This is a genomic window from Eubacterium sp. 1001713B170207_170306_E7 (assembly GCF_015547515.1).
GTDB lineage: Bacteria > Bacillota > Clostridia > Eubacteriales > Eubacteriaceae > Eubacterium.
In genome coordinates this window covers 71,819-94,452 of the sequence record NZ_JADMVE010000011.1, presented here as the reverse complement: position 1 = coordinate 94,452, position 22,634 = coordinate 71,819, and the positions used below count along the sequence as shown (strand labels likewise).

Sequence of the window (22,634 nt, the reverse complement as noted above, 5' to 3'; positions counted from 1 at the left end):
TTTATATCCGTCCGGCTGTCTCAAAACAGACCGGTATTTCTGAATCAATTGTTATTGTGTTTCCTCGAATGACACACCTTAAGGCGCGAACGACCAAGCCCTCTTCATAACCCTTTTTAAGCAGTCCTGAAAACAGCGGATCGGTGGCAATATTGGGCGTAAAAAAACGGACGTCCTCTCTTTGTACAACGAAGAGCACACCGGCCTCATAACCTTCTTTATGCGCCTGCATCAGTTCTTCCAGGTGTTTACAGCCCCTTTCGGTGGGGGCGTCTGGAAACATCGCCGCAGCACCAACCACCAGGTTAGCGCTTTTCACTTCGTACAAACAGGGGTGCCCCTCCCGTTCAAAAGCCAGGTCAAACCGGCTTTTGCCGTAGGTCACTTCCCTTTTAAGCTGACAGATGTCCGGGGCTTTTTCCATAAACTCAAAGGCAAGGGCGTTGGCCATGGTTGAATGTATGCAAACCCAGGTACCTTTGTACCAGACTGTCAGTAATGTAAAATCCGTCTTTCGCTTTGGCGACGGATTAAAGGCCATTTGAACCCGGGCGCCGGGCACGAGAAGCTCCCGCATCCGGCCGGTATTTGCTACATGCGCCATAATTTCACGTGGGGCGCTGTCTGTATCAATCATAACCCGGGCAATAAACCGGTTGGGTCTGGCGATAAATTCCCCCTCAACGATGGGGAAGCTGCTCAGCTCCATTATTATTCCTGATGGTCTCCACCGCAGCCGCAGCCACAGCCGCATTCTTCATCGTCATCATCTTCTTCCATCAGCTGTTCATAGGTCTGTTCGATCAGGGCGAATTCTTCTTCGCTTTCGACCGGGTACAGGGTTTCTTCGCCGTTTTCATCCTCGCGGATAACGAATGGGAATACATCTTCGCTTTCTTCGTCTTCTGCTAAGAGGACATAGGTTTTATCTTCAATGTCAAAGCTGACCACCAGCTCAAATACGCGTTCTACGCCGTCTTCATCCAATAATGTAACTTTGTTGTCTTCCATGTTTAAATACCTCGTTTTCTTTAAATTTAGTTTATATTATTATGCTTAATTCAGCTTTAATATCCTTCTTTTGTGTTCATGCTGCTGTCCAGATAGACCTGGAGGATCATCTGGGCCGCCAGAGTGTCAATGTAATCCTTGCGTTTCTCCCGGCGCACTCCGCCTTCAATCAAAATCCGCTCCGATGCCTTTGAGGTTAGCCGTTCATCAATATAGACGACCTCCAGGTTCAGCCGTTTTTTCAGGAACTGGCAAAAATTGCGGGTCTTGCGGGCCTGGGCGGTCTCGTTCCCTTCCATATCCTTAGGAAGGCCAGATACCAGGGTGGTCACATTAAACTGTTCCACCACGTCTTTAAAAAAAGCCAGATCGTCGTCACGTGTCCCGCGTTTCCAGGTTCTGTAGCCCTGGGCGGTTATGCCCAGCGGGTCACTGACTGCGATGCCAATATATTTATCCCCGACGTCAAGGCCGAGTATACGTTTTGTTGCCATAAATTTTTTCTCTTTCCAGTTTTATACCCAAAGTCAGCCGGTTCAATACTAGATGACCTTTATACAAAAAAGCGGACAATAGGCCGCACAATAACAGCAGGTCAGACACTTTGAGTGGTCCACCTGTGCTTTTCCATCAATAATTGTGAGTGCTTTCTGGCTGCAATGGGCAGCGCACTCGCCGCAGCCCTCGCACCAGTCACTGATATGAAGGCTTTTTTCTGCGCCTGCCACACGTTTCTCAAGCGCTGCTCCAATGGGCTCTCCGTTTACTTTGGCCACATTGTAGCGCACCTCGTCTACAGACTGCATGCCAAAGGCGATGGCGTCCAGGGTTTCCAGACCCAGGATATAGTCGAAGCAGGCTTCCTTGCTGGCCAGCAGGTTACCGCCGCCCAGGGGCTTCATGCCAAAAACGCCCTTCCCGGCCTGCTTGGCCTTAAGAATTGCGGCTTCCATATCCTCGCGGCTTCCATCCTCAATGCCAATACCTGTCAGGTTAATGAGGGGAAAAACAACCTCGATCTCGTCAAAGTCCGCCGCATCACGCACCCCCTCAACCCGGTGGGTGGATATGCCAAAAGCGCGGATAACGCCCTTCTCCTTCATTTTCAGAAGATACTCAATGGCTTCCCAGTGGCCTTCAAAGGTCAGGCGGCTTTCCTGCTCATGCAGCATATAGAGATCGACGTAATCCCGTCCAAGCTCACGCAGGGCCCTGTCCAGGCTTTTGGCTGCTCCCTCGGCCGAATAATCATAGGACTTGGTACAGATGACCAGATCCTTCTTGATTTCCAGGGCCTGCTTCAGGTAAGGGTAGCAATTATATAGATCGGCCGTATCAAAAAAATTGATCCCGGCCTCCAGAGCCGCTTCAATGATCGGGCGGCTTTCTTCCAATGTTTTGTTTTTCTGCAGCGGACCGATGGTCAGGCTTCCAAAGCAGAGCCTTGAAACCTCAATACCCGTCTGTCCCAGTTTACGATATTCCATAATCCGTCATTTCCTGTTTATTTCTATTGGAAAAAAGATCCTCGGCTCTCCTTTACAATAGAAATAAAAAGTCTTAGGCAAATGTTAAAATTCGCCTAAGACCTGTGTTCATCTATAAGCTCGTTATTCTTGAATACTGCTCAAATAGCGTTTCACCAGCTCTTCAAGAAGTTCATCGCGTTCGATTTTCTGGATTAAGTTACGGGCATCATTATGGCTTGTAATATAAGTCGGATCGCCTGACATAACATAACCAACGATTTGATTAACGGGATTATATCCTTTTTCGATCAATGCCTTGTTGACTTCCTGCATGACTTCATCAATTGTTTTAGCTTTATCGTTGTTCACGTCAAACAAGATGGTCCCTCGATCAAATACTGTATTGCTATCCATTTTGCCATTCCTCCTCTTTACTGGTCTACGCCTATTTTAACGCAATAACCTTCAAAAGACAAGCTTTTTTTCTTGAAAAGGCTTAGTCCAGCTGATTCTTGATGATTTCTTTAGCTTTTTCTAAGGCTTCTCCCAGTTTTTCGGGCTTTTTGCCGCCAGCCTGGGCCATATCCGGACGTCCGCCGCCGCCGCCGCCTGCAATCTGCGCTACTTCCTTAATAAGCTTGCCGGCATGGAAACCCTTGCCGAGAATATCCTTGGTGGCTGTGGCGATAAAGTTGACCTTTTCCTTGCCCTTGGTGCCCAGCAGCACAATGCCGGAGCCCATGCGGTCCTTAAGCATATCGCTGATGTTGCGGAGCTCTTCCATGTCCACGCCCTCAACCTCTGCGATGGTGGTCTGAACGCCGTCGATGACGGTCACCTTCTGGTGAATATCCATGACCATGTTGCCAGCAAACTTATGCTTGAGCTCGTTGATGACTTTTTCTTTATGCTTGCTCTGTTCTGCCAGCTCGGTGACCTTTTCCAGAAGGTGGTCCGGATTGGTCTTCAGAGCTTCGGAGGTTTCGAGCAAAGTGTCGTCCATCTGTTCCACATGATAAACTGCGTTCATGCCTGTGGCCGCCTCAATACGCCGGATACCGGCGGCAACGCCCGTTTCACTCAGAATTTTAAACATCCCGACCTGGGCGGAGTTGGTGATATGGCAGCCGCCGCAAAGCTCAATGCTGAAATCCCCAACCTTGACAACGCGGACCACCTCGCCGTATTTTTCGCCGAAAAGTGCCATCGCTCCCATGGAGCGGGCCTCGTCGATGCTGGTTTCAAAAATGGAGACGTCCATGGATTCCAGAATCGCCTTATTGACAATTTCCTCTACCTGGCGTTTTTCCTCATGGGTCATTGACTGGAAGTGGTTAAAGTCAAAGCGGAGACGGTCTGGCGATACAAAGGAGCCTGCCTGCTCAACATGATCGCCCAGCACTTGTTTTAATGCTTTCTGAAGCAGATGGGTTGAGGTATGGTTTCTCTGGGTTGCGGCGCGCAGCTCACGGTTAACCTTTGTGGTTACCTCCTCGCCCATTTTAAAGGTTCCGGAGACTACCTTGCCGTAGTGGAGATGGCGGCTCAGGCTGCCTTTTTTACAGTCTGTCACTTCAATCACCTTGTCGCCTGCCACGATCTGGCCCTTATCGCCGACCTGGCCGCCGCTTTCAGCGTAAAAGGAGGTCTTGTCCAACAGCACCAGTACATCCTCACCGGCATGCACTTCGCTCACCAGCTCTCCTCCGGAGATCAGGCCGATGATTTTTCCGGTTGATTCCAGATTATTATAGCCGACAAATTCCACCAGAGCGTCTGGTCCCAGCGGATTGAAGGGATCGTCCGCCCAAACGGCCAGATCGCTTTCCGCACGGGCTTTACGGGCACGTTCCCGCTGCTCCTGCATGGCTTCTTCAAACTCGCTGGCGATCAGTGTCAGGCCGCGCTCCTCAACGATTTCCTTGGTCAGGTCATATGGGAAACCGTAGGTATCGTACAGCTTAAAGGCACCCTGACCCGGGAATACTTTTTCTTCCTGGGCAATCAGGCTGTCCAGCTCCTTTTCGAGCAGGCTTAAGCCCTGGTCGATGGTTTCCTTAAAGCGTTCCTCTTCTATTCTGATGAGCTTCTGGATATAGTCCTGCTTTTCAGCCAGCTCCGGATAAGCGCCGGAGGAGACACGGACCACTTCCTTTGCCACATCGTAAAGGAAAAGCTCCTGCATGCCAAGCAGCTTGCCGTGGCGGGCCGCACGTCTTAAGAGACGTCTTAAGACATAGCCGCGTCCTTCGTTTCCCGGCATTACGCCGTCAGCGATCATAAAGGTCACGCTGCGCACATGATCGGTAATCACGCGGATTGAAACGTCGTCCTGCTGGTTTTCGCCGTATTTAACGCCGGCTTTTTTACAGATATAGTTCAAAATATGGCCGATGGTATCAACCTCGAAGATATTGTCAACGCCCTGCATAATGGTTGCCAGACGTTCCAGGCCCATGCCGGTATCAATGTTCGGATTTGCCAGAGGATTGTAGTTGCCCTCCTCGTCCTTGTCAAACTGGGTGAATACCAGGTTCCAGAACTCAACATAGCGGTCGCATTCACAGCCTGGCGCGCAGTCTGGACTTCCACAGCCGTATTCTTCGCCGCGGTCATAGTAGAGCTCTGAGCAGGGGCCGCATGGTCCCAGTCCGTGTTCCCAGAAGTTATCTTCTTTTCCCAGACGCACAATCCGTTCCTCAGGCACGCCGATTTTGTCGTGCCAGATGTCGTGGGCCTCATCGTCGTCTAAATAGATGGAGACATAGATTTTTTCCGGGTCCATCTCCATGACCTCGGTACAGAATTCCCACGCCCATGGAATCGCTTCATTTTTGAAGTAATCCCCAAAGGAAAAATTCCCGAGCATTTCAAAGAAGGTTCCATGACGGGCTGTCTTGCCGACATTTTCAATGTCTGGGGTACGGATACATTTCTGGCAGGTGGTGACCCGTTTTCTCGGCGGAATCTCGTCACCGGTAAAGTAAGGCTTCATGGGCGCCATCCCGGAGTTGATCAGGAGCAGGCTCTTGTCGTTGATCGGCACCAGCGGGAAGCTCTTTAATCTTAAATGCCCTTTGCTCTCAAAGAACGCTAGAAACTTTTCACGAATTTCGTTTAAACCTAAAGGTTGCATGTTTTCATTCTCCCTTTTTTAATTTGTTTTGGATTATAATTGATGCTTTGAGTAAAAAAATAAAACTCCGCCCCTGTAAACAGGGACGAAGTCGATTTCCGCGGTACCACCCAAATTAGCAAAGCGGCGCTTTGCTCACTCAAACAGATAACGGTCTGTCTGCCGTCGGTTCTTACACTCTCCTGATTTCAGAACCGCTGCTCAAATGGGGCGGCCTTATCACTTCCATGGAAACTCGCACCAGCCGTTTCCTCTCTGAATGGTCTGTCATAAGGTTGTCATTCTCATTGCATTCATATTTACTTAACATTCAAATTATATGTAATGTTCCCGCTTTTGTCAAGTCTTATTCTGAATTGTTCCTTAACGCCTGCTTACCGGAACATTTCTTCCTTGGAGGACGCAAAACCGGCGATCAGATACTTCAGCACTACCTTGACCGTTCCCATGATCGGCACTGCCAGAATCATCCCAAGGCCACCGAACATGGCGCCGAAGAAGAAGATTGAGAAGATGATGATGACCGGGTGCAGCCCCACGTTGCCGGACATCAGCGCCGGCGCCAGCAGATTGCCGCACACCACCTGGACAATGGCCATCCAGATCAGGATATAAACCATCTGTATCGGGCTCGAAAGCAGGGCCATAATACAGATAACCACCATGCCCACTGCCGGTCCAAAATAGGGAATCATGGTCGTTACACCCGCGATCACGCCGATGACGGGCGCGTAGGGAAGCCCCATAAAGTAAGCGCCCACTCCGGTCAAAATCCCGGCGATGATGGACATAAGGCCCTGGCCGCGGATAAAGCCGCCGATCACCATATCAATGTCGTAAAACATCTTCTTGACTGGATTTCTGGCGTCAATGGGCACCAGGTACATGAGCGACTGGGTAAAAAGCTCCTTGTCCAGCAAAAGAAAAATCGTAACCAGTGGAACGATGATAATGTTCATGAGCTGGCCGCTGTTGGCGATAAGAGCGTTTGACAGCCCCTGCAGCATACTGCCGAACATTCCGGCTACCTGGGAAAGGCTCTGCTCAAGGTTAAAGTACTTGGACATGTCCGAAGCATTGTATTTTTGAATAAGTTCAGAAATCTGTCCGCTGTAATTCTGCAAATTCCGCAGCATTGACGGAATGTTGGTCACCATCTGGGCAATGTTGCTGATCAGGCTGGGCACAAAGCTCATAAAAACGCCAAATAAAATCAAAAGGACAATGATACAGACAAAGAGAACGGACAACCCCCGCCCAGAGCCCCGTCGTTCAAATATCCTGACCAGTGGATTCAGGAGATACGCCAAAATAATGGCCATAAAAAACGGCATGAACATCCCGGAGAAGGTGGGCCATAAAAATACCGCAAATGCGATACAAATCAGGACGACAATGGTATTGACAATCAAAATTCGTTTTTTATCGGGTGATATTTTCATGCGCTTCCTCCCCCAGAACCTTTTCCAGAATGCCGCCTTCCCGGTGGGTCCGGTCCATTTCCAGCATATCCCGGTCGTAATTCAGGCTTTCGTCACGGTACTCCATATGCTCGGCCGCCACAAGGCTGTAGCCGTAATCCAGATCGTCAAAGAAGCTGCGGGACAAATCGTACTCCTGAACCTTAAAATCCTTTGAAACCGTAGCGTCCGCAACCCTGGCAAAGCGTTTGCCGTCCACATCCTTAACCGGAATGTTCACAAGAGAGTAGCTCTGCTTCAGCCGCTCCTTCATTTCCTTTGCGGACAGCTTGGTTATGGCCTTGTCCCCACCGAGCGTTACATGGTCATAATCGACCTCAATGATGTCCGCAGGGAAAATAATCTGAGCTTTACTGAACAGGCCGCCCTCTGAAAGAACCAGGCAGTCAATTTCGTGATCGCGGACTCTTATGTCGCGCACAAGGCCCCGAAGCCGCGTATCATTTTCAAAAAACACCTGCGTGTTTATTAAATTACTGGCTTTCATCTTTTCACCTTTCTGTCTTCACTTTATTATTTCTGTTTATGGCTTTATTATAGCATATTTGCTCCCGCGGTGTCTTGAAAGAAAGATCAAGAATTCTTCAAATCGCAGGATCACTCCTATCTTTTTAAAAGCTTTTTCTGGTCGATATGCCTTTGGCTAAGACGGTGGTTTACGGCCTCACCGGTCAGCGTATAGAGCACTGAGAACAGCGGGATCATCACAATGATGCCCAGAATACCGAAAGCACCCCCTCCAATGGTGACCGCGGCCAGAATCCAAAGCGGTGACAGGCCGATGGAGCTGCCCACAACGTGCGGATAAATCAAATTTCCTTCGATATGCTGCACGATAAAACAGCTGATCACAAAAATCAGCGCCTTGACCGGGCTGGCTGTTAAAATGAGAAAAGCGCCCAGGCAGCAGGCCACAATGGCGCCAAAGACAGGGATCAGTGAAAAGAGGCCGATCAGCACCGCGATGGTCATGGCATAGGGCATCTGCAAAATTGACAGCACAACAGCATAAATGGCCGTCAGAATCAAAGCCTCAATACACTGCCCGGAGACAAAGTGGCTGAAGGTTTCCTGGGTGAGTCTGGCAATGTCAAGAATCCGGTCAACACGTTTTTCAGGCAGACAGGCGTACAGAAGCTTTCTGGTCTGAAGCCCCAGCCTCTCCTTTTGAAAAAGAAGGTAAACCGCCACCACAACACCGATCACTGTATGGAGCACACCGCCCGCGACCGATGCCGCCACGTTCAGGGTTGTGTTTAAAAATCCCGCGGCGCCGCCTCTGAAAAAGGAGAACAGATTTTTGCTGATCATATCCCAGTTCAGGCTTTCAAGCCCCCCGGTATCCAGCTTCTGTATAATGGCTGAAACCTCGGAGTGCTGACCGAGAATGCGGATGGCCCAGCCCTGGAAGTTCTCAAGAACAGTGGGAAAGCTTCTGGCGAAAAGCAGAACGGCGTTCACCAGCTCAGGCAGCACCAGAAAAACAACCAGCGCCAAAATACCGAGAAGAATTAAAAAAGCCATCAGAATGCTCAGGGGCCTCCGAAGCTTCTGAACCCGCTTTCCCTTTAAACGCTCCCTGGTAAACAGGCGCCTTTCCATCAGGCTCATGGGAATATTTAAAACAAAGGCAATGCCCGCGCCAATGATAAAGGGTGAAATCAGTCCCATCAGGCTCAGAAAAGCACCCCACACAGCGTCAATATTTTTAAGGCCTGCCCACAAAAGCAGCGCCAGGACAATGATTCCGATCAGCGACCGTTTTGTTTTCTGGTTCATCTCCATTGCTTCGCCCCCTTTCTTTTATCGAATCCTGCGGCATCATGAGTTGCTTATTTTTTAATACCCTTTTTTACAGCTCTGCCAACAAAAGGATTTTGCATAAATAAAAAAACGCCTTTCATGATTGAAAAGCGTTTTGATCTTCGGATTATGCGTTGTGTTTTGATTTGTAGTCTTCAATGGCTGCCTGAATGGCTTCAGCCGCCAGGACAGAACAGTGGATTTTTTCAGTCGGAAGTCCGCCGAGGGCTTCAACCACTTCGGAGTTTTTCAGGGCAGCGGCTTCCTCAAGGGTCTTACCCTTGATCATTTCTGTCGCCATGCTGCTGGTCGCAATGGCGGCTCCGCAGCCAAAGGTTTTGAAGCTGGCATCCTCAACGATGCCGTCATCGTTGATCTTTAAGTACATTTTCATAATATCGCCGCAGGCGGGGCTGCCTACCTGGCCGATTCCGTTAGCATCTTCCATTTCGCCCACATTTTTAGGGTTTTGGAAGTTTTCCATTACTTTATCTGTATATTCCATCATGATTTTTTTCTCCTTTATTTTATCAATTATCTTTCATCATTCTCAGTGATGATGGTGCTGATCGTGGTCATAAACGGCATCGTCAATGGGGCTGTTGGCGTCAATGGGTGACATTTTCCTCAGCCGCTCAATGATGCCGACAAGATTGTCGACGACGTATTCGATGTCCTCCATGGTGGTGTGCTTGCCGATGGTCAGACGCAGGGAGCCGTGGGCAATCCCGGCCGGCAGGCCGATGGCCAGCAGTACATGGGATGGGTCGAGAGAGCCCGAGGTGCAGGCCGATCCGCTGGAGCCCGCAACCCCAATGAGGTCAAGGCTCAGGAGAATGGATTCCCCCTCGATATAGTCAAAGCAGAAATTCGCATTGCCCGGTAAGCGTTTGGTTGGATGTCCGTTTAAACGCACCTGGGGGATTCTTTCCATAACGCCCTTGATCAAAGCGTCTCTGAGCTCCTGTAAATGCGCTGTATTGGCCTCCAGATCATTGGCAGCCATCTCCGCTGCTTTACCGAACCCGACAATGGAGGCAGTGTTCTCTGTACCGGCGCGGCGTCTTCTTTCCTGCGCGCCGCCGTGGATCAGGTTATCAATCGGAACGCCCTTGCGGATATACAGAGCGCCGATGCCCTTCGGTCCATAAATTTTATGGCTGGAAAGGGACAGCAGGTCCACATTCAGGTCTTTTACGTCAATGGGAACATTGCCAAAGGCCTGTACCGCATCAGTATGGAAAATGATGCCCTTGGCCTTAACGATTTCACCGATTTCTTTAATGGGTTCAATGGTGCCGATCTCGTTGTTTGCAAACATGATTGAAACCAGAATGGTCTCATCCTTGATGGCGTTTTTAAGCTCTTCCAGCGAAATGAGCCCATCCTTGTCAACCGGAAGGTAGGTGACCTCAAAGCCTTCCTTTTCAAGGTATTCACAGGTGTGCAGCACTGCGTGGTGCTCGATTTCTGTGGTGATAATATGGTTTCCCTTTTTTCTGTTTTTCAAAGCCACGCCCTTGATGGCCCAGTTATCCGATTCAGAGCCGCCTGCTGTGAAATAAATTTCCTTAGGGTCTGCGTTGATGGCCTGGGCGAGCTGCAGTCTGGCAGTCTCCACACCACGCTTGGCTTCCCTGCCCTCCTCATAAATGGAGGACGGATTTCCGTATTTTTCTGTAAAATATGGCAGCATTTCTGCCAGAACCGCTTCGTCAACAGCTGTTGTTGCCGCGTTATCTAAATAGATTCTTTTCATAAAAAGCCTCTCTTTCAATTATCCATTAAGTCTTGTAAAGACCGGTTATCAATGATGTTATTAATACTGTCTCTGATTTCCATCCAGAGTCCTCTGGTGACACATTCGCCCGATTTCCTGCAAACATAGCCCTCTGGGCCGCCAACACAGTCGGCCAGCTCAATGGGTCCTTCCAGCGCACGGATAATCTCACCAATGCTGATGTCCTTAGGCTCTCTTGAAAGAATGTACCCACCCTTTGCGCCCCTTAAACTGACGATTAACCCCGCCTTTTTAAGAGTCGAAAAAAGCTGTTCCATATAGGAGTCTGAAAAATTTTGTTTTTCTGCTATCTCTTTGATTGACACTGGCCCGCTGCCGTAACGGCACGCCAGCTCATACATTGCCAGTACACCGTACCGGCCCTTTGTGGAGAGTCTCACTGTAGCACCTCCTTTTTAATTCCCAGTATTCCACCTGGAATTTAATAGTATTATAGCACAGTTCCGTATGAATGCAAGATAAAATTTTGCTTTTTGGCTTTTTTTCAGGAAAATTTATTATTTTTCGTCAAAATAAAAACATCTGGATATAAAACGGCTGTCCAGATGTTTAAATTATTTATTCTGCTTCTCTCAGCCGCTCGACCAGCGTTTCCTTTTCAAAGCTGCGCAGCGCAATTTTAGAGATAAGGTATGGTACCAGAAGCAATACCACCGCATAGGCCAGCACATAGAAAACCGGGAACTGGTAAATCATATAGTGAACGCCGAGTTTTCCAAAGGCCCAGCAGATCAAATAGCCTGCCGCTGTGCCGAGGGTCAGGGTGATGAGCAGGTTTCCGGCTGCCAGAAGCATTCCCTCGCCGAGCACCATCTGGCGGATCTGCCTGCGGCTCATTCCAATGGATTCCAGCATGGCCAGCTCCTGCTTTTTAGACAAAATGTTGGTAATAAGCGTGTTGACAAGATTGATCATACTGAAGGCAATGATAAACAGCGCAAGCCCCATGGCCGTGGCTGAAAGGGTCGCGATGCTGCCCGCGTCCTGCTCCCGCTGCTCCTGAAGCGTTGACAGCGTAAGGTTCGGGTTGCTCTCAACCAGGCCCCTCAATGGCTGTTCAACCGCGGATTCCATGGATGGCTCAGTGGACACGACAAAGTCTTTATCCAGATTAAAGGGCACAATGGCCTGCAGCACCTTCTGGGGCATCATAAACCAGCCGCTGATCGGTTTAGGATAATCTGTGCTGACCATCCCCGCTATTTTCACCTCTCTGGGTACTACGGTGTCCCCATTGTAGAAATAAAGGGTTAAAGTGTCGCCCACCTCAAAGCGCCAGCCGTAAATTTCCTGAACCACAGAGTTGGCCTGCAGCAGAATCGTGTCACCTTTCAGCATCGCGTCGTAATCCAGAGTGCCTTCCTCAAGATATTTTGAGAGCTCCTGGGCCTGCTCTCTGGTAAAGGGCGAAATGTTATCCTCTACGTGAACGAGGTCCTTTTTGGCATAGTCAAATTCGACGGAGGTCGCCTGGTTGCTGCGGATGCCGTCCACTCCGGGAATGGACAGAATCTCGCTCTCAAGAGCGTCGGTAAAGGGGGAGTTCTTTTGAAGGCCCGCCATACCATATTCTGAAAGCTTCATTGCGTTTCCCGAGAAGGAAACAATGTATTCCGAATCCGCAAAATCACCCTGACGCGAATACATTTCTTTGTCAAAGGAATTGACAAAGGTGGCTGCGGCCATGAACAGTACGCCGCCGATCCCCAGCGATAATACGGTCATCAGAACCTTTTTCCGGTTTCTGGCTGAATTCATGGCCGCGAGGTGCAAAGGGCTGATTCTTCTGTGGATCTTTTTAGTATTCTTTTTCTTTCCGCCGGAATATGCCGAGTACCGCGACGCTTCGATGGGTGAAATCGCCGCCGCGATGGCGGCCGGCTTCCGAACAGAGAGCAATACCGTAATCAGATTAATCAGCAGTACCAGCAGTGCCACCAGAAGCGTGTTTAAAAAGCTCCAGCCGTCAGGCTTCAGAAAATAAGCGATAACGCTGCCGATGACGATTCCGATGGGCGCCGCCCCGGCAAAAAGATAGATGCCCTCACGGGTGACCATCCGCCGCACCTGTTTCTTGGTCATACCGATGGTCCGGAGCTGTCCGTACTGGCGAATCCGCCCAACCACCGATATATAGAAAACGCCATAGATAACCAGGACACTGGCCAGTAATACCACAACGCCCACACCGGCCGCCAGGGCGATTTCCTGGGTGTCTGCTGTCAGGGTATCCAGGAAATGATCGTTGGGATTCATGTCCTCTCTCAGGATTCCCGCGTCGCCGCCGACCGAATAAATCTCTGCCTTGCACACTTCCTTGCCCATCTGCTCTGCCCCTTTAAGCCGGACATAAGCCTCATATGGGATAGCTTTCATCTGTGATCCATTTTCGGCATAGGCCTTTGAGAACACCATTGTATACTGCTTACTTCCCTCTGCCCCTTCTATGAGGCCGCTGACTTTGAAGCTTTCCGTCGTTCCGTCCAGAAAGGTTACGGTAAACGCTGTGCCAGGCTCTGCCGGCTGGCCAATCTGTTCAAGGTATTCCTTTGAAACCAGAACCTCGTTTTCCTGCACAGGCAGCTTTCCCTCCAACAGCTCCATTGTCTTGATATCCGTGGAGTTTCCATCCACATAGACAGGTACCAGCGTATAGTTGTCGATTTCTACCGGCTGTGCCCGCTTCCCGAGGGTCAGGTAAGAAATGCGGGAATCCTGTGTCAGGCTGTGCAGCTGATCAGCTGTCAGATTATAGTAAATCACATGCTGCGCTCTGGCCATGGCCCGCTTGTCCGCTTCTTTCACCTCAGCGGTAAACAGGCTCATCACCATCAGAAGGCTTACGGATAAAATAATTGTCACCGCAATAAAGGCATTGCGCATTCTGCTGGTCTTAATGCTGTCTCTGGCAAGCTTCCCGATGATTTTTCCATTATTGTTTTTTTCGTAGTTCATTGCCCTTACCTGCCGTTTACGATCTTTCCGTCTTCGATGCGGATCACCTCGTCCGCCAGCTGAGCAATCTCCTCGTTATGAGTGATCATCACAATGGTCTGATTAAACCGGGCGCTGGTTGCCTTTAACAGGCTCAGCACATCCTGGCTGGTCCGGCTGTCAAGGTTTCCGGTCGGTTCATCTGCCAGAATAATCGCCGGCTTGGTTGCCAGAGCTCTGGCGATCGCCACACGCTGCTGCTGTCCACCTGACAAATTGCCCGGCAGGCTTGTCAGCTTTTCCTTGAGGCCGAGCATTTTGACAATACCGCCCACAAACCGTTTATCCACTGTATTGCCATCCAGCTCAATGGGCAGTACAATATTTTCGTATACATTAAGGATTGGCACCAGGTTATAATTTTGGAAAACAAAACCGATCTGGCGTCTCCTGAAGATCGTCAGCTGCTCGTCATTCATGTCAGCCAGCTCCTTGTCCGCTACTTTGACACTGCCGGAGGTCGGCTTGTCCAGGCCTCCCAGCATATGCAGGAGGGTTGACTTACCGCTGCCGGAAGTTCCCACAATGGCTGTAAACTTTCCTCTCTCAATGGACAGGGACACGCCGTCCAACGCTCTTACCATGCTCTCACCACTGCCGTAATGCTTTTTCAAATCCGTTGTTTTTAAGATCTCCATTTTCTGTCTCCTTTATTTGCTGACTTAATCTTATCATCTGAATGTTTCAATACCCTCTCGATTTGAAAAAAGATTGTTACAGTTTTGAGAGATTGTTCATCAACCGGCCTGATTCGGCAAAAACACTGAAAAAACAGAACCTTCGCCCGCCTGTGAGGCAACCTTGATGTACCCCTGCTCCTTTCCGATGATCTCACGCGCCAGATAAAGCCCCACACCGATTCCCGGGGTGCTTTGGACCTTGGACTCACGGTAAAAACGTTTGAAAATATCGTTCATATGCTCCTCTGAAACACCGATCCCTGTATCCGCAATTTCTATCCTGGTATACATTTCCCACTGCTCTGCTGAAACGGATACCCTGCCGCCTTCCGGCGTGTACTTGACCGCGTTTTCCAGCAGATTAAAAAGGGCTTCGGCCGTCCATTTTGAGTCGTGGTAAAGCTCCAGCGCCTCGTCACACACAACGCTGACGGTGATTCCCTTCTTTTCCGCCGGCAGGGTAATGCCGCTGAGCGCCTGGGCCAGTGTCGGGTAAAAGGCCTGCCGTTCGGCTTTTAAAGCAATCTGCCCGTTTTCCAGGCGGGATATTTTGGTCAGTACCTGAATCAGGAAATCCAGCTTCTCAACCTGATTTTGAAGTCCATCCAGAAAGAAGCGCCTTTTTTCTTCGGGCACCTGAGGATTTGTGACTGTATCGGCATACATTTTAATATTGGCGATGGGGGTTTTAAGCTGGTGCGATATATCCGAAACAATTCTCTGGACTGCCAGCTTCTGTTCGCCGTTTTCCTGGATGGCGGCATTGGTAACCTCGTATAGCTGATTCAGCTTCATCTGTACCTTTGAAGTCAGCGTTTCTTCCTCAAGGCTAAACGCCTGTATCCCTTCGTTCTGGATCAGGCTGTCCAGGTTTGAGCAGAGCCCGTCCGCAAACGCAACAAAACGGCGTTTGCAGATCAGCTGAAAAGCGTAGAAGATTCCCCAGAACGCCACTGCGAAAACAACCGCCGCCAGCCGAAGCAGAGCCCCTGTCTCACCATCTGTCAAAGCAAAGACCAAAAGCAGAAAAGCTGCGGTCAAAGCCGCCATCAGCCCAATACTCATCCACTCCTGAAGCGCGGAGGGAATTCGTTTTTTACGCATCCTTCTCACCCATCCATTCATAGCCCATCCCATAGATTGTCTTAATATAGGCAAAGGCATCGTCCGAAATTTTTGAGCGCAGACGGCTGACATTGATGGTAAGGGTATGCTCGTCAACAAAATTTCCCTCATTGTCCCAAAGGCTTTCCAAAAGCATTTTCCGGGTCAGTACCTTGCCGGGGTTTTCGCAGAAAAGCTGCAGCAGCTTAAACTCTGTCGGGGTCAATATCAGGGGCTCCCCATTTTTACAGGCTGTCCGCCTGTCAAAATCAATCTCCAGATTTCCGCAGATAAACCGCTCTTTTCTGCTGTCCCCGCTTCTTCTGAAAACCGCGTTGATCCGTTTAATCACAATTTTAATGTTAAAGGGCTTGGTGATATAGTCATCTGCACCCAGCTCAAAGCCCTTTAATATATCATCATCCAGGTCACAGGCTGTTAAGAAAATCAGCGGTGTCCGGGCCCTCAGACGTATTTTTTTCGCCAGGCTGAACCCATCGCCGTCCGGAAGGTTGACATCCAGAATAACCATATCCCATCCGCCTTCCTCCACTCTTTTTTCGGCGCCTTCAAAGCTCTGTACCAAAACAGTTTTAAAGCCCTCAAGCTCCAGATTATAGCAAAGACCCGCGCCCAGCATCTCATCATCTTCAACTACAAGAATACGCTTCATTTTATGCTCCTCTCCAGCATATGATCATCGTTCTAATATTTTATCCTAATTTTATCCTAACTCATAAAGAAAGAAAAGTTTCTTTTTTAAGAATCATTTCCTTTCTTCATACTTTCGGGTATGATCATAAGAGCCTGCACCCTTTTTTGTGCAGGAACTGCGAGGAAACTTTTTTCATCTGGTGGTAAACTTTTTGTTGTAAGGAGTATGTTAAACATGGAATGGATTCAAAGACTTAACCAGGCCGTAAACTACATTGAGGAAAACCTCAACGGCGTCATTGATTATAACATCGCGGCCGAAATCGCCTGCTGCTCAACCTTTCACTTTCAAAGGATGTTTTCGTACATTGCGGATATACCGCTTTCCGAGTACATCCGCAGGCGGCGCATGACCACCGCCGCGTTTGAGCTTCAGACAACCGACGTAAGAATACTGGACATCGCGCTGGAGTACGGATATCAGTCCCCTACCTCCTTCACCCGCGCTTTTCAGAGCGTTCATGGTGTCCCGCCCTCTGCGGCCAGGTCGAAGGGGATTTCTTTGAAAGCATATCCACGGATAACCTTCTCAATTTCAATTAAAGGAGATACAGAGATGAATTACAAAATCATTGAAAAAGAAGCATTTAGAATTGTGGGTGTCTGTAAATCGCTGGAGGTAAACTTCGACGAAAGCTACAAAGAGATTCCGGGTTTCTGGCAGGAAGCCGCAGAACGGAACCTGATCGCCCAGCTTGTACCGCTTATGGACAAAGAACCCTTTGGCGTTCTGGGCGTAAGCTCTGGAATGAACGAAAAAACCCTTGACTATTACATTGCTGTCGCCACAGACAGGCCTGTACCCCAGGGCATGACCGAGTTCACTATTCCCGCCTCTACCTGGGCTGTGTTTGAGTGTATCGGCCCCATGCCTCAGGCCATCCAGACTTTGCAGCGGCGCATTGTCACCGAATGGCTCCCAAATTCCGGCTACGAATATGCCAATGCGCCGGACATCGAGGTCTACGGCGAAGGTGACCAGCAGGCAGAGGATTACCGATGCGAGGTTTGGCTGCCGATTGTGAAAAAATAACGGAGTACAAAAAACAGGCCATTCAGGTTATGAATGGTCTGTTTTGCTGTTACGGTCTCAGGCCAGAGCCGCCCTGAAGGGTGATGGTTTCACCGCTGATAAAAGAAGCATCCTCGCTTGCAAGAAAAACACAGGTGCGTCCGACATCTTTTTCAGCGTCTCCAAAACGACCGAGCGGCACACCTTTTATGGTTTTAGCGTACAGCTCCGGATACTCTTCCTTCCATTTTGCCAGCCCCGGCGTTTCGACCAGAGGGCAGACCACGTTGACGTTAATGCCGTACTGCCCCCACTCCGTAGCAGCCACTCTCGACAAGCCGCGAATGCCCTCTTTAGCTGCGGCGTAGGAGGATTGACCTTCTCTCCCTGCCAAACCCGCACCAGAAGCAAAATTGATGATGGCACCGTGGCTTTCCTTCAGATACGGAAAGGCTTCTCTCATGTAAAAAAAGGTCGCGTAAAGCCCTGTATTGATGGCCAGGTCAAAATCTTCCTTGGTGTGGTCCTGTAAAAGCACGCCGGATTTTGAGGTTTGGGCATTGTTGATGAGCACATCAATATGTCCAAAACGTTCAATTGTCTTTTCAATCACGTTTTTGACAGCGGCTTCGTCGCTCCCGTCTGCTGTGACAGTCAGCACATCGACGGCGTATTCCGTCTCCAGCTTTTCTTTGGCCTGTTCAAGCGTCGAGGCGGTTCTTCCTGTCAGTACAAGAGATGCGCCTTCCTTTGCAAAAGCTTTGCTGATCCCAAAGCCAATTCCCTTGCCGCCGCCTGTTATAATTACTGTTTTATTTTTCATTCTCATTTTTGTCGTCCTTTCTGTGTCAAAGATTGAATTTTATCTGTCAATGAGGTATTATAAAATATTTTTATACGCCTGTAAATAATTGTTAAACATTTGTCTTTTGGGCTTCGTTGACATTACGAAAAAATTAGGATACAATTTTTAAAGCATTAAATTTAATATATTGAGGTTATCATTATGGCCATTAGACAAATAAGAAAGTTTCCTGACGACATTTTACACAAAAAGTGCCGTCCTGTTGAAACCATTGATGAGAGAACACTGGAATTAATCAAGGACATGACTGACACCATGTACCAGCTTCCAAACTGCGGCGGCCTTGCCGCCAACCAGGTTGGCGTACTGAAGCGTGTGGTGGTCATCGATGTAGGCGAAGGTCTCTATCAGCTGGTAAATCCGAAAATTATCGAAGCTGAAGGCGAACGCATTGTGGTGGAGGGCTGCATGAGCTCTCCCGATGTCTGGGGAAAGGTCAAACGCCCCGAGCGCGTTGTCGTCGAGTACACCACTCCGGAGGGTGAGATTCTCCAAAAAGAAGCCGAGGGCCTGCTGGCAAAATGCTTCTGCCACGAGCTTGACCATCTGGACGGCATCTTTTTTACAGACAAAGTCATTGAGTATGTCGAGCCCTAACAAAAAAGAGTACCGTTTATAAAAGCGGTACTCTTTTTAAATCGTTTCTTAATGCGGCGTCTCAGCCATTTCTTTCAATCACTGCTATGATCTTTTCATATTCCTCGCTCAGGGCCTCAAAAATAGTTTCAAGGTCTGCATAATCATTTGCTCTTACCTTGTCCACCATTTCCGCCGCTCTTTTACTCAGCAGATCAAAACCCAGATTGGCCGCTATCCCCTTTAGTGTATGAGCATCAGATTCGATGCTTGCATAATCTTTTTCTTCTACCGCCTGTTTTAACGCACTATAGGTTTTATCCTTTGGAAATTTGAGTAAAAAACGTTCCAATAGAGCCGCATTGTTAGAAAAACGATGCAAGACTATGTCCAAATCAATTCCTATTGATTCCAGTCCCTCTAAAATATCCATCTTGTCTCTCCTATTCTCTTTTTTATCATCTTACATGCTTGTGACTGATCAAGATAATCGTAATGTTATCTTAAATTATAGTACAGCCCGCTGAAAAAGACAAGAAGTATAATTGCTTTAAAGACAACTGACCCCGCGCCGGCCAAATAGCTTCCAGCGCTTCAATAAAAGTCCGTTTTCTATTAGGACTGATATTCGGCCAGCTTAGCTTCCAATTCTTCCAATGGACGGCCGCCCACCAGGCTTTCCTTTACTTCGCCGTCTTTAAAAATTTTAAGCGTAGGCACGCTCATAACACGGTATTCTGAGGCTAAATCGCTGTCGGCGTCAATATCGACCTTAACAATTTTAGCATCCTTTACCTTTTCAGCCAGTTCATCCAAAATCGGTGAGAGCGCTTTACAGGGGCCGCACCATGTAGCGAAAAAATCCACCAGTACAACACCTTTTCCATTTAATACTTCTTCATTAAATTCCTGTGCATTAATGACTCTTGCCATGATTGTTACTCCTTTTTTTTATCTATTTTATTTATACTGCAAACAAATCGTTGAGCGCTTCGCTCATTGTGGGGTGCGTAAATATCTGGTCTCTCAGCACTGTGTAGTCCAGACCTGCGTCCATTGCCAGCTTGACAATATTAATCATTTCATAGGATTCTTCACAGAAAAGCATTGTTCCCAGAATTTTATTGGTATCGGCATCAATAACTGCCTTTAAGAGACCGACGGGCTTTCTCAGAACCTGAGCCTTCGGTATGGCCGCTGCCGGCAGCCTGGCAATCTTCACATTATAGCCCTGAGCCAGCGCTTCTTCCTCATTAAGGCCAACGCGTGAAAACGGCGGATCGATAAAGACACTGTAGGGTACGGTGCGGTCATTGCTGGCACGTTCACCGCTGCCTGTCAGCTGATCCTTAACAATTCTGAAATCATCCAATGAAACATAGGTAAACTGCAGTCCTCCGGCGACATCGCCCATTGCCCAAATATTGGGGACACTGGTCCGGAGCTTTTCATCAACCTTCACAGCGCCTCTCGGCGTTTTTTCGACACTGGCCGCCTCAAGGTTGAGGCTTTCTGTGTTGGGTTTTCTGCCCGTGGCGATTAAAACCGCGTCCGCTCCAGCCATCATGGCTTCGCCGTCTCTTTTGTAATGAACAACCGCTTCAGCGCCGGCATTTTCAATTTCCCCGGTCTGAACATTCATTTCAAAACGCACGCCTTTATCCTCAAAAGCTTTTTGAATGGCTTCTGCAATGTCCCGGTCTTCACGCGGGATCAGTTTATCTTCAATCTGGTATACGGTCACCTCTGCGCCAAAATCTGTATACATCGATGCATATTCCAGGCCAATATAGCCACCGCCGATAATTGCCAGGCGCTTCGGCAGCACATCAAGCTCCATCAGGGAGTCGCTGGTGTAAACATAAGGGTTGTCCTCAATTCCTTTAATGGGAGGAATGACCGACACTGAACCGGTATTGATAAAAATCTGGTCGCCTTCAACCTCAAGGGTTTCTTCGGCGGTTTCAATCTTCACACGGTTAGCGGACACAAAGCTGCCCAGTCCATTATAGACCGTTACATTGTCCGAATCATTAAGCTTGTCAAAATTTTTCTTTCTCAGCATGCCTGTCAAACGGCGTTTTTCTTCTACCGCTTCCCAATACAAACGGTTTTTTTCATCGTAGCTGCCCGGTTTTTGAATGACCGACGCTTTTGCGCTGTTCACCAGGGATTTTGTAGGGATACACCCGACATTAATACAGGTTCCGCCGTACATTTTATCTGATTTTTCAATCATCGCTACCTTTTTTCCCATTCCCGCCAGACTTCCTGCCAGGGTTTTGCCGCCTTTTCCAAAGCCGATAATCACTGCATCATAATGTTTCATTTTTTCTCTCCTGTTATTTTTCTCACGAACCAAAAATTTTAAGATCTATGTCGCCAACCGTTGTTTTTTCCAGCTCTTTTTTCCCAACAGCATCAATGGACATAAAAATTTCGTCCATTATGTCCGCCATGCCCGAGGCGATCAGACAATCCATTTCCGAATCCCCAGAGCGCCATGAGGTGGATACCACCTTTCCGCCAATCGCTTCACAGATCGAACGCAGATCCACCGAAAAAGGATCCAGATCAAAATAATAGCCGCCTTCGCTGCCGCTCTTTGTTTTAACCAACCCTGCTTTTTTAAGCTTTGCCATTACCTTGCGGATTCTTGCAGGGTTGGTACATACATTTTCAGCAAGCGCCTCACTGGATAAAATCTCGCCCAGATGATGGTTTAGAAAAACCAGGGCGTGAACCGCAATACTAAATTCACCTGTCAATTCAATCACTCCGTTTCATAGGGCCAGGTGTTGATCCCGCCAAAATCATAAACATTGGCATACCCTAGGGCCACCAGCTTCCTCGAGGCCTGTTCGCTGCGTTTGCCACTCCGGCAGTAGACTAAAATTTCCTGCTGCAAATCCGGAAGCGCCTCAGGCATTTCATCGCCAATGGTGTCAAGCGGGATTAAGACCGCATCCTTGATATGCCCTTCTTTGTATTCATTCTCTTGTCTGACATCGATGATCATAATATTTTCATGCTCGTCCATTCTCTTTTTGGCTTCATCCTGAGAAATCTTATGATATTCTGCTTTTACCATATTTTTATCTCCTTTTTGTTCTGTTTGGCTGTTATCCCCGGAGGGCTGTGCTGTGCAGCCTGTATAGATCGCTGCTGTCAATAACAGCAGTGTTAAGATAAATATACCCTTTTTCTTCATGAACCCTCCATTTTGTAACCATACTTGTTACACTTCTTGATTGTAATTATAAAAGTTACACTTTGTTTTGTCAAGCTCTTTTTTAAAAATTTCATTATTGTTCACGAACACATATGCTATACTAATATTAAAACACCCGAAAAATCGGCCCAATAAGCAGCATTCAATTTTATAACGGAGTACCCATGCAGATAAAAAAAGATGAGATACGTCAGGAAATTCTTTTGGCAGCAGAGGACGAATTTTATAAACGCGGTTATAAGGAAGCTTCCATGCGCACCATTGCCAAAAAGGCAAACACCACCCTTGGCAATATCTATAACTACTTTAAAAACAAAGAAGCGCTTCTCGACGCGGTAGTCGGCCATATTCCTGAAAAAATAGACGCCATGATTGAAAAACACCGGGAATTTTCTGTAAGCGCCCTCACAAAAAATAACTATCTGGCGATTATCGGCGACATTCTGCCAGAGGTTTTCCCTTTAGATTTGCTGATGAGCAAAGGTGTTGTTATTTTATTGGAGGGCTGCGAGGGAACAAAGTATATGGCTCAGCGCGACCGCCTGCTCAGACTTTTTTCTGAGCATCTTGCCGAGCACCTTAAACTTCCTCATGATAATAATCTGAGCACTGCAATGCTCAAGGGAACCATTGCCGCCTTTCTTTCGATTGCAAAAAGTGACAAAAGCCTGGAAGAACGCAAGCAGGACCTTTACGATTATATTGTCGCCCTTGCTTTTGGTCTTCCAGACCTCACAGATTTCTGATGCACTATGG

At 48.4% G+C, this 22,634-nt stretch carries 25 protein-coding genes and 1 other annotated feature; of the genes, 3 read left to right on the top strand and 22 right to left on the bottom strand.

The window, feature by feature from the left end; genetic code table 11:
- Position 1: 1 nt before the first annotated feature.
- From sfsA to I2B62_RS19495, 16 genes are all read right to left on the bottom strand, one after another.
- Entirely contained in the window at positions 2-709 is a 708-nt protein-coding gene (gene sfsA / locus I2B62_RS19570; RefSeq protein ID WP_195270708.1) for a DNA/RNA nuclease SfsA, read from the bottom strand.
- Positions 710-711: 2 nt separating this feature from the next.
- The gene (locus I2B62_RS19565) at positions 712-1,011 is read right to left on the bottom strand and encodes a DUF1292 domain-containing protein (RefSeq protein ID WP_195270707.1); all 300 of its coding nucleotides are present in this window, start codon (positions 1,009-1,011) and stop codon (positions 712-714) included.
- 56 nt (positions 1,012-1,067) lie between these two features.
- On the bottom strand, positions 1,068-1,505 hold the full coding sequence (gene ruvX, locus I2B62_RS19560; RefSeq protein ID WP_195270706.1) for a Holliday junction resolvase RuvX: 438 nt from the start codon (positions 1,503-1,505) through the stop codon (positions 1,068-1,070).
- Positions 1,506-1,553: 48 nt separating this feature from the next.
- Entirely contained in the window at positions 1,554-2,498 is a 945-nt protein-coding gene (locus I2B62_RS19555) for an aldo/keto reductase (RefSeq protein ID WP_195270705.1), read from the bottom strand.
- A gap of 123 nt (positions 2,499-2,621) precedes the next feature.
- Positions 2,622-2,894, bottom strand: a complete 273-nt coding sequence (locus tag I2B62_RS19550) for an IreB family regulatory phosphoprotein (protein ID WP_013382004.1) — start codon at positions 2,892-2,894, stop codon at positions 2,622-2,624.
- A gap of 82 nt (positions 2,895-2,976) precedes the next feature.
- A complete protein-coding gene (gene alaS, locus I2B62_RS19545) occupies positions 2,977-5,616 on the bottom strand; it encodes an alanine--tRNA ligase (protein ID WP_195270704.1) in 2,640 nt (879 codons plus the stop codon).
- A gap of 78 nt (positions 5,617-5,694) precedes the next feature.
- Positions 5,695-5,913 (bottom strand) — a binding site (T-box leader).
- Positions 5,914-5,990: 77 nt separating this feature from the next.
- Entirely contained in the window at positions 5,991-7,058 is a 1,068-nt protein-coding gene (locus I2B62_RS19540; protein WP_195270703.1) for an AI-2E family transporter, read from the bottom strand.
- Positions 7,039-7,584 carry a hypothetical protein gene (locus I2B62_RS19535; RefSeq protein ID WP_195270702.1) on the bottom strand — a complete coding sequence of 182 codons (546 nt, stop codon included), beginning with the start codon at positions 7,582-7,584 and terminating at the stop codon, positions 7,039-7,041. Before I2B62_RS19535 ends, I2B62_RS19540 begins: the two co-directional genes overlap by 20 nt.
- Positions 7,585-7,700: 116 nt before the next feature.
- The gene (locus I2B62_RS19530) at positions 7,701-8,882 is read right to left on the bottom strand and encodes an AI-2E family transporter (protein ID WP_195270701.1); all 1,182 of its coding nucleotides are present in this window, start codon (positions 8,880-8,882) and stop codon (positions 7,701-7,703) included.
- A gap of 145 nt (positions 8,883-9,027) precedes the next feature.
- Positions 9,028-9,405: a Fe-S cluster assembly scaffold protein NifU gene (gene nifU / locus I2B62_RS19525; RefSeq protein WP_038353165.1), complete on the bottom strand. Its 378-nt coding sequence runs from the start codon at positions 9,403-9,405 to the stop codon at positions 9,028-9,030.
- Between the two features lie 45 nt (positions 9,406-9,450).
- Complete coding sequence (nifS, locus tag I2B62_RS19520; protein WP_195270700.1) at positions 9,451-10,659, bottom strand: cysteine desulfurase NifS; 1,209 nt, start codon at positions 10,657-10,659, stop codon at positions 9,451-9,453.
- A 14-nt stretch (positions 10,660-10,673) separates the two neighbouring features.
- On the bottom strand, positions 10,674-11,081 hold the full coding sequence (locus tag I2B62_RS19515) for an Rrf2 family transcriptional regulator (RefSeq protein ID WP_195270699.1): 408 nt from the start codon (positions 11,079-11,081) through the stop codon (positions 10,674-10,676).
- Between the two features lie 178 nt (positions 11,082-11,259).
- Positions 11,260-13,656 carry an FtsX-like permease family protein gene (locus I2B62_RS19510; RefSeq protein WP_195270698.1) on the bottom strand — a complete coding sequence of 799 codons (2,397 nt, stop codon included), beginning with the start codon at positions 13,654-13,656 and terminating at the stop codon, positions 11,260-11,262.
- Positions 13,657-13,661: 5 nt separating this feature from the next.
- Positions 13,662-14,333, bottom strand: coding sequence for an ABC transporter ATP-binding protein (locus I2B62_RS19505; protein WP_195270697.1), 672 nt, complete (start codon positions 14,331-14,333; stop codon positions 13,662-13,664).
- Positions 14,334-14,432: 99 nt separating this feature from the next.
- Positions 14,433-15,479, bottom strand: coding sequence for a HAMP domain-containing sensor histidine kinase (locus I2B62_RS19500; RefSeq protein WP_243259624.1), 1,047 nt, complete (start codon positions 15,477-15,479; stop codon positions 14,433-14,435).
- Positions 15,472-16,152, bottom strand: coding sequence for a response regulator transcription factor (locus I2B62_RS19495; protein WP_195270695.1), 681 nt, complete (start codon positions 16,150-16,152; stop codon positions 15,472-15,474). The genes I2B62_RS19500 and I2B62_RS19495 overlap by 8 nt, the downstream gene beginning before the upstream one ends.
- Positions 16,153-16,368: 216 nt before the next feature.
- Here I2B62_RS19495 and I2B62_RS19490 point away from each other — a divergent pair, with 216 nt between their 5' ends.
- Positions 16,369-17,226 (top strand): GyrI-like domain-containing protein, encoded by an 858-nt coding sequence (locus tag I2B62_RS19490; protein ID WP_195270694.1) that lies wholly within the window; start codon positions 16,369-16,371, stop codon positions 17,224-17,226.
- A gap of 49 nt (positions 17,227-17,275) precedes the next feature.
- On the opposite strand, the gene I2B62_RS19485 is transcribed toward I2B62_RS19490, so the two are convergent.
- Positions 17,276-18,034: an SDR family oxidoreductase gene (locus I2B62_RS19485; protein WP_195270693.1), complete on the bottom strand. Its 759-nt coding sequence runs from the start codon at positions 18,032-18,034 to the stop codon at positions 17,276-17,278.
- A gap of 177 nt (positions 18,035-18,211) precedes the next feature.
- Here I2B62_RS19485 and def point away from each other — a divergent pair, with 177 nt between their 5' ends.
- Positions 18,212-18,667: a peptide deformylase gene (gene def / locus I2B62_RS19480; protein WP_195270692.1), complete on the top strand. Its 456-nt coding sequence runs from the start codon at positions 18,212-18,214 to the stop codon at positions 18,665-18,667.
- Positions 18,668-18,728: 61 nt separating this feature from the next.
- Here def and I2B62_RS19475 read toward each other — a convergent pair whose 3' ends face one another.
- The 5 genes from I2B62_RS19475 to I2B62_RS19455 form a co-directional block, all read right to left on the bottom strand.
- Complete coding sequence (locus tag I2B62_RS19475; protein WP_195270691.1) at positions 18,729-19,079, bottom strand: Hpt domain-containing protein; 351 nt, start codon at positions 19,077-19,079, stop codon at positions 18,729-18,731.
- Positions 19,080-19,261: 182 nt separating this feature from the next.
- Complete coding sequence (trxA, locus tag I2B62_RS19470) at positions 19,262-19,579, bottom strand: thioredoxin (protein WP_195270690.1); 318 nt, start codon at positions 19,577-19,579, stop codon at positions 19,262-19,264.
- 31 nt (positions 19,580-19,610) lie between these two features.
- Complete coding sequence (locus tag I2B62_RS19465; RefSeq protein ID WP_195270689.1) at positions 19,611-20,975, bottom strand: FAD-dependent oxidoreductase; 1,365 nt, start codon at positions 20,973-20,975, stop codon at positions 19,611-19,613.
- A 22-nt stretch (positions 20,976-20,997) separates the two neighbouring features.
- Positions 20,998-21,423 carry an Rrf2 family transcriptional regulator gene (locus I2B62_RS19460; protein ID WP_347707847.1) on the bottom strand — a complete coding sequence of 142 codons (426 nt, stop codon included), beginning with the start codon at positions 21,421-21,423 and terminating at the stop codon, positions 20,998-21,000.
- Positions 21,420-21,857, bottom strand: coding sequence for a rhodanese-like domain-containing protein (locus I2B62_RS19455; protein WP_195270687.1), 438 nt, complete (start codon positions 21,855-21,857; stop codon positions 21,420-21,422). The genes I2B62_RS19460 and I2B62_RS19455 overlap by 4 nt, the downstream gene beginning before the upstream one ends.
- Before the next feature lie 185 nt (positions 21,858-22,042).
- Between I2B62_RS19455 and I2B62_RS19450 the strand changes: the two genes are divergently transcribed.
- A complete protein-coding gene (locus I2B62_RS19450; RefSeq protein ID WP_195270686.1) occupies positions 22,043-22,624 on the top strand; it encodes a TetR/AcrR family transcriptional regulator in 582 nt (193 codons plus the stop codon).
- Positions 22,625-22,634: the final 10 nt, after the last annotated feature.